Raw genomic sequence first — 10,827 nt, forward strand, 5'->3', positions numbered from 1 at the left:
CTGCTGTGTTTGAGCACCGCGCCCATCGCCACTTCGCCCAGCTGTTCACCGTGCAGGCCGAACTTTTCCACCAGCGCGCCCAGGGCCTTGATCGACATGCCGAGGTTGCCGACGTCGTGGTAGGCGGTGTTATTGCGGACGAAGGGGATGCGGACACCGCCCAGGATGGCGACACGGCGGGAAGGCGACATGCGGTTCACTCCTTGCTGGAACTTGTTCGGGGGGTCAAACGCTGGGCTCCAGGCCGGCCGGCACCGGACCCCAGTCGGGGCGGGTTTGCCAGGCGCCGAAGATCCAGGCGCGGAACATGTTGGCCACGCCGTCGTCGGCGGGCCGCTGCGACAGCAGCGCCACCAGGCGATGCGGCCCGCGGGCCTCGGCTTCGTCGGCGACGATGGCGTCGAAATAGGTGGTCCACTGCTGGCCGTAGGTGATGCGCGGCGCGGCGTTGCGCAGGCGTTCGGCCTCGCGCGCGCTGGCCACCGGGTCGCCGTCGGGCTTGCGCGCCACGACCTGCACGCAGGGCGAATCGTCGAGCACCAGCACCGGTTCCAGGCCGACGCCGCGCACATAGGCTTCCACTTCCTGCGGCACCACGAACTGGTTGCGCGCCACGTCCTTGCGCTGGCCGGGCGGCAGGCGCGCGGCCTGCTCGAACTCCAGCGCGAAGCGCCGCCAGCCGACCGGGTGCGCCAGGTTCCAGTGGTCGAAGTAGAACAGGCCGCCGGGACGCAGCACGCGGGCGACGTCGCGCAGGTAAAGCACGAAGTCTTCCTTGTCCATGTGGATGAACACGGCCACGCAGTAGCCCTTGTCCATCGAACCGTCGGCCAGCGCATCCAGGTGCGGACCCTGCAGTGCGCTGAAAGCGCAGTCGCCGCTGCCGGCCAGCCGTTCGCGGGCGACGTCGAGCATGTTTTCGCTGATGTCCAAACCGTGCCAGTGCGCCACGTCGCCGGCGAGTTCGCGGCCGATGCGGCCGACGCCGCAGCCCAGTTCGAATACGCGATCGCCTGCCTGCAGGTCGAGCGCGGCGCGCGCCTGGGCGGCGGAAAAGGCGCCGGTAAGACGGACGGTGCGCTCGTCGTGGCTGCCATCGACCGCCACCAGCGCGCCGCGCGGCGTGCTGGCCTTGTCGTTCCAGAAGGATTTGTAGTCTTGGAAATCCATGCCTGCGGCGGGCGCGGGACCGGCCGTCCATGTGTCGAAAGGTATGATGGCGATCATACCCCGACACCGCACGCACCCGTATGTCCAAGCCCGAACTGAGCGTCCTGGCGGCCCTTGCACTGGAACTTTCGCCAGGCGCCGAAGCCGGCCGCCTCGAGCTTGGGGTCGACGCCGCCGGTGAACTGGCCGGCCTGGTCGCCCGCGACCTGGCCCGGCTGGTCCCCGACGCCGCCGCACTGGACCTGGCGATGGTGGCCGGTCTGTTCGATCCGGCCGAACTGCTGCGCCCCGGTTACCCCGTGCACGCCGAACTGGGCCGCCTCGCCGCTCGCGCGCCGGGCGCCGCCGGTGGCCGCATCATCGGTTTTGGTGCCGGCCAGGAAGGATTGCCGGCCGGACTGGCGCCGGCGCCGGAGTTCGCCGGCGGCCCGCTAAAGCTGCTGCCACTGGTGCTGCGCGGCGACGTGACGGCGGTGGCGCCGGTGGGCGACCAGCTTGAACAGGTGCTGCTCGACACCGGCATGGCCTCGGCCGACACCGCCCTGTTCGCGCAGAAGGCATTTGGCACACAGGTGGAACATGCGCGCCTGCTGACCATCAACGACCTGGCCGCGATGATGGCCATGCAGTTCGAACATGCCGGTATCGCCGCGCTGTGGCCGCGGGTGGAGGCCGCGCTGCTGGCCCCGGACGGCGAACAATGGCTCGACGCGCCGCCCGAGCCGCTGGCGCGTTATGCCAACGGCGGGGTGCGCATGGCGATGCTGGACATGGACGCCTGGGCGGAAGGCGGCTTCGCGCCGGCCGATACCGACGCCGCGCGCCTGGGCCGCGCCTTCGACCGCTTCCAGATGCGCCAGCGCCAGTTCGCCGGCCTGCTCGAGGCCCACGGCATCCCGGTCACCTACGACCACTGCCCCGCCGGCCGCGACCCCAGGCAGGTACTGTCAGACTAGGCCCCGTCCCCCGGCCTACGCGCCGCCGCAGGAGCCTCACCCATGCCCGCCCCCCTCCGCCTGCTGGCGCTGGCGCTGCTGCTTTGGCTGCCAGCCATGGCGACGGCGGCCAGCGACCCGGTGCAAACCAAGGCCTGCCGCAGCGGCGGCGGCGATCCCGAGCGCCCGCGCATCGGCCTGGTGCTGGGCGGCGGCGGCGCCCGCGGTTTCGCGCACGTGGCGGTGCTCAAGGAGCTCGAGCGCCTGAACGTGCCCGTGGACTGCATCGCCGGCACCAGCATGGGCGCGCTGGTCGGCGGCCTGTACGCCTCGGGCCTTTCTGCCGCGCAGATCGAAACCGAACTGCGCGCAATCGACTGGCCGGCGATGTTCAGCGACCGGCTGGACCGGCCGGCGCGGTCCTTCCGGCGCAAACGCGACGACGACCTGGCCCTGGTCGCCGGCAAACCCGGCATCGGCAACGAAGGCCTGAAGATCGCCTCGGGCCTGGTCTCGGGCGAGCGGGTGGTGCTGCTGCTCGAGCGCCTGACCCAGCCGGCGGCGCTGGCCGACGATTTCGACGCGCTGCCGATTCCCTTCCGCGCCGTCGCCACCGACCTCAACACCGGCCAGGCCGTGGTGATCGGCGACGGCAACCTGGCCCAGGCCATGCGCGCGAGCATGTCCATCCCGGGCGTGTTCCGGCCGGTGCGGGTGGGCGAAATGGTGCTGGTGGACGGCGGCCTGGCCAACCAGGTGCCGGTGGACGTGGCGCGGGCGATGGGCGCCGACATCGTGATCGCCGTGGACGTGGGCACGCCGCTGCGACCGCTGGACGAAGGCGCGGGGCTGTTCGCCATCATCGACCAGATCAGCGGCTTCATGACCGTTGGCAGCGCCGCGGCGCAAACGGCAAGCCTGCAGGGCCGCGACGTGCTGGTGTCGCCGCCGCTGGGCACCGAGGTGGGCACCAGCGATTTCTCGAAGCTCGACCTCGCGCTTGAACTGGCCGAAGCCGGCCTGGTGCAGGTGCGGCCGCGCCTGGCGGCGCTGTCGGTGGGGGCCGAGGAGGCCGCGCGCCTTGCCGCGAACCGCGCCACCGTGGCGACGTCACCGCCGGTGGTGGATTTCGTGCGCCTGGACAACCGCAGCCGCTACGCCGATGAGTTCGTGCTCTCGCACATCGATGTGCCGCTGCGTCAGCCGCTGGACGCCATGGCACTCGAACGCGGACTGCGCCGCATCCACGGCCTGGACACGCTGGACCTGGTGACCTACGACCTGGTCGAGGAAAACGGCCACACCGGCCTGGTGATCCACGTGGTGCCACACGCCTTCGGACCCAATTACCTGGAAAGCGGGCTGAGCGTCTATTCCGACTTCAACGGCGACTTCTTCGTGAACCTGCGCGCCGGCGTGCTGCGTTCGCCGGTGAATGCGCGCGGCGGCGAACTGCGCGGGCTGCTGCAGCTGGGCGACGAGCCGGGCCTGCTGCTCGACTACTACCAGCCGTTGGATCCGCAGGGCAATTATTTCTTCATCGCCAGCGCCAGCTACGAATCGCCCAAGTTCGGCCTGTTCGACGCCGACGGCGAACGCCTGGCGAACTATCGTGCGCCCAACGCCGGTATCGAGCTGGCCCTGGGCCGCGAGTTCAGCAACTACGGCGCCGCCACCCTGGCCTACCGGCGCCGCAGCGGCCGGGTCGAACTCGAGCTGGGTGATCCGCTGGTGCAGGGGCTGGATTTCGAACAGGGCGAACTGGAGTGGGCGCTGACCTACGACCGCATCGACAGCCTGTTCCTGCCGCGCGCCGGCCAGTACGCCGTGCTGGGCCAGGTACATTCGCGCGACGCGCTGGGCGCCGGCGCGGACTACACGCTCAACAACTTCGATGCGGTCACGGCGCATGCCATCGGCAAACACTCGGGCTTTGGCGGCATCCGCCTGCACACCAGCGACAGCGACTCCGGCGTGCCGGTGCAGGGCCTGTTCCGGCTGGGCGGCCTGACCCGCTTCAGCGGCTTCCGGCCCAACGAACGCCTGGTCGAAAACTACGCCCTGGCCTACGCCGGCTACACCTACGAACTCGGGCGCGTGCTCAGTCGTTCCGCCGTGCTGGGCGGCACCATCGAATACGGGCGCACCTGGGACGGCAGCGGGTCGCTGGGCCGCGGCAGCCGCGAACTGCACGGCAGCGTGTACTTCGGCTTCGACTCCTGGCTGGGGCCGATGCAGCTGGGCTACGGCATCCGCGAAGGCGGCGACGGCATTTTCCTGCTGGAACTGGGCCAGCAGCGCTGAGCGGTTTCAGCGGCCCCAATAACCCAGCTCGCGGCGCAGCTTGAGGCTGCGCCACCAGCCCGCCAGCGGTTTGCGGCGCAGGCTGCCCAGATCGCCGCGCAGCAGGGCCTCGGTGGCTTCAAGAACCCTTTGGCTGGACCGGCCGTCGCGCCAGGGATGGATGGCGTCGGCGTAGGCGGCGATGGCCGCGCGCAGCGTGTCGTCGGGCGCGAACGCCCGCGCCAGGTGCTGTTCCAGGGCCGCCGGGTCGTCGAAATCGATCATGTGCGGCTTCGGCGCGCGGTTGCGGAAAGTGACCACCGGTTTACGCTGCACCACGAATTCCGAGACCACCGAGGTGGTGTCGGCCAGCAGCACGTCGGCGGCGCGCTGGGCGCTTACCAGCTGTTCGGTCTCGACGAAGGCCGCGTTGGCGCCGGCCAGCGCGCGATAGCGTTCGAACAATTCCGCCGGGCACTTGGGATGCAGGGTCAGCAGCCAGTAGCGGTCGCCGCGGGCGACCTGCGCGGCGATGGCGTCGTACAGGCGCGGCGCCGCGCTGAGGCGTTCGGTGAAGGTCGAGGCGAACAGCACCACCGGCCGGCCACCGGCGCCGGCGCGCAGGGTGTCGGCCAGCGGGTCGCTGGCACGGAACAGGGGGTCGAGCTTGGGCCAGCCGGTTTCAACCACGGCGAAATGCCCGGCCCGGGCGGCCAGGGCCTGGAAGGGCCCGGTGGTGGCCGGCCCCTGCGTGCAATAGAGGTCGAACTGCCCGCGCACGCGGAAATGGCCGCGCGTGTCGCTTCGCTTCTCGACGTTGAAGCCGTGGAAGAGCTGCACTTTTGCGCCGGCGATGAATCCCGGCACGTCGTTGGCGGCGCTGAAAACGGCCCGCGGCCGCAGCGCCACCGCTTCGTGCACGCCTACCGGTCGCGCCGCCGGCGGCAGCGTGGCGCCCGCGGCGCCGCGGATGAACAGCGTGTGTACACCGTGGCCCGCGGCTTGCAGGGTTTCCGCGAGCGGGCCCAGAATGGGCAACGCGTAGCGCTCGGTCGCGAACAACAGGTATTCCGCCATCAACGCACCCCCGGCCATGTCGCCTCGCCTATCGGCCTGCATTATCACCTTCAATGAAGCCGATCGCCTGGCCGACTGCCTGGCGTCGCTGGCCTTCTGCGATGAAATCGTGGTGGTGGACTCGGGTTCGACCGACGCCACCGTCGCCATCGCCCACCAGGCCGGCGCCCGCGTCTTCGAGCGGCCCTTCGAGGGCTTCCGCAGCCAGAAGCAGTTCGCGGTCGAACAGGCCCGCTTCGACTGGGTGCTGTGCCTGGACGCCGACGAACGCGTGGACGACACCCTGCGCGCCAGCATCCAGGCCGAACGCGCGCTGGGCTTCGAGCACGTCGCGGGCTATCGCTTCGCCCGGCTGTCGAACTACTTCGGGCGCTTCCTGCGCCACGGCAATGCCTATCCCGACCGCGTGCTGCGCCTGTTCGACCGCCGCCGCGGCGGCTGGCGCGGCAATCGCGAAGTGCATGAAGCCGCCAGCGTCGATGGCCCGGTGCGCACGCTTGCCGGCGACCTGCTGCATTTCCCCTACCGGTCGCTGGAACAGCAGCTGGCCAAGACCCAGCGCTACGCGCGCATGATGGCCGAGCACGATTTCAAGCGCGGCCGGCGCGCCAGCCTGGTCGGCCTGGTGCTGTCGCCGGCCTGGCGCTTCTGGCGCGGCTACCTGCTGCGCGCGGGTTTCCTGGACGGCTGGCACGGCCTGGTTTATGCCTACGTGCGCGCCAACTACGTGCGCCAGAAGACCATCATGCTGTGGATGCTGCAGCACAAGCAGCCGGTGGTCGAACCCCCGCGCGGGGACCGCTGAGCCATGTGCGGCATTGCCGGCACCTGGTTCCCGGGCGCGCGCGACGACGCGTCCCTGCACGCGCTCGGCGCCCGCCAGGGTGAAGCCATCGCCCACCGCGGCCCCGACGACGCCGGCACCTGGGCAGACCCGGCCGCCGGCCTGGTGCTGTCGCACCGCCGGCTTTCCATCCTCGACCTGAGCCCCGAGGGCCACCAGCCCATGCTGTCGCGCGACGGCCGGTGGGCGCTGATCTTCAACGGCGAGATCTACAACCACGGCGCCCTGCGCGCTGAACTGGCGACCCTGGGGCACGCGTTCCGCGGCCACTCCGACACCGAAGTGCTGCTGGCGGCGATCGGCGAATGGGGCGTCGAACAGGCGCTGCAAAAGAGCAACGGCATGCTCGCGCTGGCCGCCTGGGACCGCAAGCAGCGCCGCCTGTGGCTGGCCCGCGACCGCATGGGCAAGAAGCCGCTGTATTACGGCTTCGCCGGCGACGGCGCGCTGGTGTTCGGCAGCGAACTGCGGGCGCTGAAGGCACATCCGGCGCTGGAAGCCACGGTGGATCCCGACGCGCTGTCCCTGCTGCTGCGGCTCGACTACATCCCGGCGCCCTGGTCGATCCTGCGCGGCGTGCACAAGCTGCCGGCCGGCACGTTGCTGAGCCTGGACATGGCCGCGCTGCAGGCCGGCGCGGCGGCCCTGGACCCGGCGAAAACTCCGCGACGCTGGTGGGACGCGCTGGCTGCCCAGCGCGAGGCGATCAACCACGGTTTCGCCGGCGGCGACCAGGAAGCCCTGGACACGCTGGACGTGCTGCTGCGCGAAGCCACCGCCATGCGCATGGAGGCCGACGTGCCGCTGGGCGCCTTCCTGTCCGGCGGCACCGATTCGTCGCTGGTGACGGCGATGATGCAGGTGCAGTCGGCGGCGCCCGTGCGCAGTTTTTCCATCGGCTTCGACAACCTGCGCCACGACGAAAGCGCGCATGCGGCGCGGGTGGCCGCGCACCTGGGCACCCACCACACCGAGCTGCGCGTCGATGGCCAGGCCGCGCTCGACCTGGTGCCTTCGCTGCCGGACATCTTCGACGAACCCTTCGCCGACTCCTCGCAGGTGCCGACCGCGCTGCTGTGCGCGCTGACCCGCAAGCACGTGACGGTGGCGCTGTCGGGCGACGGCGGCGACGAACTGTTTTTTGGCTATTCGCGCTACGCCCGCACGCTGCGCAACAACGCCTGGCTGGGCAAGCTGCCGCGGGCGATGCTGGCCAACCGGATCAGCGAGCCCGGCGAAGCCGCGCGCCTGGGCGGAATGGCCGCGCTGCGCGCCGAGCTGCGCGCCGGCGACCTGCAGGGCCTGGCCCGGCACCGCGTTTCGCGCTGGCGTTTGCCCGAGGCCGTGGTCATCGGCGCACGGCGGCTGAAAACCGCCTATGACGACCCCGATGCCCTGCCCGGCGTCGGCACGCCCGGCGACGCGCTGATGGCGATGGACATGGCCTGCTACCTGCCCGAGGACATCCTGGCCAAGGTCGACCGGGCCAGCATGGCGGTGTCGCTGGAAGCGCGCGCCCCGCTGCTGGACTGGCGCGTGGCCAGCTTCGCCTGGACGCTGCCGATGTCGATGAAGGCGCGTCACGGCCAGCTCAAGTGGCTGCCCAAGCAGCTGCTGCTGCGCTACCTGCCCAAGCCGCTGGTGCAGCATCCCAAGACCGGCTTCGGTGCGCCGGTGGGTGACTGGCTGCGCGGGCCGCTGCGCGAGTGGGCCGAGGCCCAGCTCGACGAAACCCGCCTGCGCGAAGAAGGCCACTTCGACCCGGCGCCGATCCGCCGCATCTGGAAGGCCTTCCTGGACGGCGAGCGCAAATGGCACACCCATCTGTGGGGCGTGCTGATGTTCCAGGCCTGGCGCGAGAAGCTCTAGCGCGCGTTCAGCGGGTCGGCGCCTCGTACATGCGGTAGCCCGCATCCACCATGCCCAGGCCTTCGTAGGTCTTCTGGGCGATGCTGTTTTCGCGCTCGACGTACAGGCGCAGGCCGCAGACGTCGGGCGTGGCTTTCGCGCGCTCGAGCACGTGTTTGTACAGCGCGGCGTAACAGCCGCGGCGACGGAAGGCCGGGTCCACGTAAACGCTCTGGATCCACCACCAGTCGCCGTTGCGCCAGTCGCTCCACTCGTAGGTAAGCATCAGCGTGCCGGCCGGTTCGCCCTCATGTTCGGCGACGAAGTAGGCGCCGCGGCGCGACTCCGCCAGCACCGCGCGAATGCCGGCTTCGACGGTGTCGGCATCGAGCGCCTTGTGTTCGGTTTCCCAGGCCATGGCCACGGCCCAGTCGCGCAGGCGGGCGACGTCGCCGTCGCCCGCCGCGCGGATCTGCCAGGGGCCTTTGGTCACGAGGCAGGGCCCTGGTAGTCGGGCGCCGGCTGCACCAGTTCGACCACGCCGCAGGCGATGCGTGCGCCGGCGTTGCCGGTGGGCTGGGTGGCGTAGTCGTCGGCCTGGGCGTGCACGATCACCGCGCGGCCGACCACGTCGTGGCTGGCGTCGCCGTCGATCTGCAGGCCGTCCAGGCGCACGTCCACCTGGCCGACGCCATCGTCGCCCGCGGTCAGGTTCGGCATGTCGCCGGCGTGGTGCGGACCTTCGGTCTGGCGGTCGCCGTGCTGCATCTGGTCGGGATTGAAGTGGCCGCCGGCGCTGGTGGCGTCGGGCGCGCTGCAGTCACCAAATTCATGCACATGGAAGCCGTGCACGCTGCCGGGTTTGAGGCCACGAACTTCGCCGTGCAGACGCAGGGCGTCACCATCGGGGTCGAAGGTCAGTTCGCCGGTGACGCCGCTGCCCTGGACTTCGGCCAGGACGACGCGGGCCTGTGCAGCCAGGGCGATGCCGCCGGCGGCCGATGCGCTGTCGTCGGCGGGGCGGCCGGCGCAGGCGTCGGCACCTCAGGTTCGGGTTCGCCGGCGCAGCCCGCCAGGCCAAGGGCCAGGGCGGCGGCAAGCACGGTGGTCATCGTCTTCATGGGGACTCCTTGGCGTACAAATTGAACACGCAGGGTGACGGGTTACGGCTTAACGTTTAGTCAAGGCGAGCGATTGGATTTGCCGCGACGCGGACGCGCGCCCAGCTTGCGGGTGACGGTGTTGCGGCCCAGGCCCAGCACTTCGGCGGCGTTCTGGCGGTGGCCGCCGGTGTGTTCGAGCGCGGTCTCCAACAGGGCCTGGTCGAAGGCTTCGCGCAGCGGCGCGTGCAGGCCGGTCTCGCCGCGGTCCAGGCGCGCGCGCACCTCCGAGGCCAGCGCCTGCTGCCAGGCCGGCGGTCCCGGCGCTTCGTCTCGCGCCATGGCCTTGGCCAGGTCGCGCGGGGTGATGGTGTCGCCGGGAGCCAGCACGGCCAGGCGCCAGCACAGGTTCTCCAGTTCGCGCACGTTGCCGGGCCAGTCGTGCTTCAACAACCGTTCCATCGCCGCCGTGTCGAAACGTTTCGGCGGCGCGTCGAGTTCGTCGCCGGCCTGGGCCAGGAAACGCGCCGCCAGCGCCGGCACGTCGGCCTTGCGCTCGCGCAGCGGCGGCAGGCGCAGGCGCACGACGTCGAGGCGGTGCAGCAGGTCGGCGCGGAAGGTGCCGGCGCGCACCTTGGCTTCCAGGTCCTGGTGGGTGGCGGCGATGACGCGCACGTCCACCTTGATCAGTTCGCGGCCACCGACGCGGTAGAACTCGCCTTCGGCCAGCACGCGCAGCAGGCGGGTCTGCAGGTTGGCCGGCATGTCGCCGATTTCGTCGAGGAACAGCGTGCCGCCGTGCGCCTGTTCGAAGCGGCCGACGTGGCGTTTGTTGGCGCCGGTGAAAGCGCCAGCCTCGTGGCCGAACAGTTCGCTTTCCAGCAGTTCGGCGGGAATGGCGGCGGTGTTGAGCGCCAGGTAGGGCCCGCGTGCGCGCGGCGACTCGCGGTGCAGCGCGCGCGCCACCAGTTCCTTGCCGGTGCCGGTTTCGCCGGTGATCAGCACCGACAGTGGTGCCTGCGCCAGGCGGCCGATGGCGCGGAACAGTTCGCGCATGGCCGGGGTGTCGCCGATCAGTTCGTCGCCGGTGGCGCTTGGTTCCTCGGCCACCGGTGAGGCATTCGTCGGCGGCAGCGCGCGTTCGACCAGCGCCACCGCTTCGTCGAGGTCGAAGGGTTTGGACAGGAATTCGTGGGCGCCGCCGCGGAAGGCGCCGGCGGTGCTGGCGACATCCGTGTAGGCCGACATGACCACCACGGGCAAATCGGGCTGCTGCGCCTTGAGTTGGTCCAGGAAGGCCAGGCCGTCGAGCCCCGGCATGCGCACGTCGGTGAACACCAGGTCGGGCTGTTCGCCGTCGGCCAGCGCGGCCAGTGCCTCGCGTGCGCCCTCGAAGGCCGACACCTTGTGGCCGGCGTCGCGCAGCGCCTGCACCAGCACGAAGCGCACGGTGCGGTCGTCGTCGATGACCCAGAGGTGGGCGGCCCGGGAGTTCATGCCACCCAGTTTGCACCATTCGGGTGCATCCTGTCGGCTTCGGTCGCTGCCCGGCAACAAGGGCAGTCCGATC

General features: G+C 70.7%; 10 protein-coding genes and 1 pseudogene. 5 read left to right on the top strand and 6 right to left on the bottom strand.

Features of this window, described 5'->3' with window-relative positions; genetic code table 11:
• Together AACZ35_RS00005 and AACZ35_RS00010 are read right to left on the bottom strand one after the other, a co-directional pair.
• Positions 1-191, bottom strand: a pseudogene (locus AACZ35_RS00005) (acetyl-CoA C-acyltransferase); the annotation flags it as partial.
• 34 nt (positions 192-225) lie between these two features.
• On the bottom strand, positions 226-1,170 hold the full coding sequence (locus tag AACZ35_RS00010) for a class I SAM-dependent methyltransferase (RefSeq protein WP_339824487.1): 945 nt from the start codon (positions 1,168-1,170) through the stop codon (positions 226-228).
• Between the two features lie 80 nt (positions 1,171-1,250).
• Here AACZ35_RS00010 and AACZ35_RS00015 point away from each other — a divergent pair, with 80 nt between their 5' ends.
• Both AACZ35_RS00015 and AACZ35_RS00020 read left to right on the top strand, forming a co-directional pair.
• On the top strand, positions 1,251-2,126 hold the full coding sequence (locus AACZ35_RS00015; protein ID WP_339824489.1) for a hypothetical protein: 876 nt from the start codon (positions 1,251-1,253) through the stop codon (positions 2,124-2,126).
• Between the two features lie 42 nt (positions 2,127-2,168).
• Entirely contained in the window at positions 2,169-4,409 is a 2,241-nt protein-coding gene (locus tag AACZ35_RS00020; protein ID WP_339824491.1) for a patatin-like phospholipase family protein, read from the top strand.
• 6 nt (positions 4,410-4,415) lie between these two features.
• On the opposite strand, the gene AACZ35_RS00025 is transcribed toward AACZ35_RS00020, so the two are convergent.
• The gene (locus tag AACZ35_RS00025) at positions 4,416-5,468 is read right to left on the bottom strand and encodes a CDP-glycerol glycerophosphotransferase family protein (protein WP_339824574.1); all 1,053 of its coding nucleotides are present in this window, start codon (positions 5,466-5,468) and stop codon (positions 4,416-4,418) included.
• Positions 5,469-5,481: 13 nt separating this feature from the next.
• Here AACZ35_RS00025 and AACZ35_RS00030 point away from each other — a divergent pair, with 13 nt between their 5' ends.
• Positions 5,482-6,270, top strand: a complete 789-nt coding sequence (locus tag AACZ35_RS00030; protein WP_339824494.1) for a glycosyltransferase family 2 protein — start codon at positions 5,482-5,484, stop codon at positions 6,268-6,270.
• Between the two features lie 3 nt (positions 6,271-6,273).
• Positions 6,274-8,178: an asparagine synthase (glutamine-hydrolyzing) gene (gene asnB / locus AACZ35_RS00035; protein ID WP_339824497.1), complete on the top strand. Its 1,905-nt coding sequence runs from the start codon at positions 6,274-6,276 to the stop codon at positions 8,176-8,178.
• 7 nt (positions 8,179-8,185) lie between these two features.
• On the opposite strand, the gene AACZ35_RS00040 is transcribed toward asnB, so the two are convergent.
• Positions 8,186-8,650, bottom strand: a complete 465-nt coding sequence (locus AACZ35_RS00040; RefSeq protein WP_339824499.1) for a GNAT family N-acetyltransferase — start codon at positions 8,648-8,650, stop codon at positions 8,186-8,188.
• Entirely contained in the window at positions 8,647-9,114 is a 468-nt protein-coding gene (locus tag AACZ35_RS00045) for a superoxide dismutase family protein (protein ID WP_339824577.1), read from the bottom strand. Before AACZ35_RS00045 ends, AACZ35_RS00040 begins: the two co-directional genes overlap by 4 nt.
• On the opposite strand from AACZ35_RS00045, the gene AACZ35_RS00050 reads away from it, so the two are divergent.
• Positions 8,995-9,303 carry a hypothetical protein gene (locus tag AACZ35_RS00050; protein ID WP_339824502.1) on the top strand — a complete coding sequence of 103 codons (309 nt, stop codon included), beginning with the start codon at positions 8,995-8,997 and terminating at the stop codon, positions 9,301-9,303. The genes AACZ35_RS00045 and AACZ35_RS00050 overlap by 120 nt on opposite strands.
• 35 nt (positions 9,304-9,338) lie before the next feature.
• Here AACZ35_RS00050 and ntrC read toward each other — a convergent pair whose 3' ends face one another.
• On the bottom strand, positions 9,339-10,754 hold the full coding sequence (gene ntrC / locus AACZ35_RS00055; RefSeq protein ID WP_339824504.1) for a nitrogen regulation protein NR(I): 1,416 nt from the start codon (positions 10,752-10,754) through the stop codon (positions 9,339-9,341).
• Positions 10,755-10,827: the final 73 nt, after the last annotated feature.

Origin of the sequence: uncultured Arenimonas sp., assembly GCF_963976025.1 — a bacterium.
GTDB lineage: Bacteria > Pseudomonadota > Gammaproteobacteria > Xanthomonadales > Xanthomonadaceae > Arenimonas.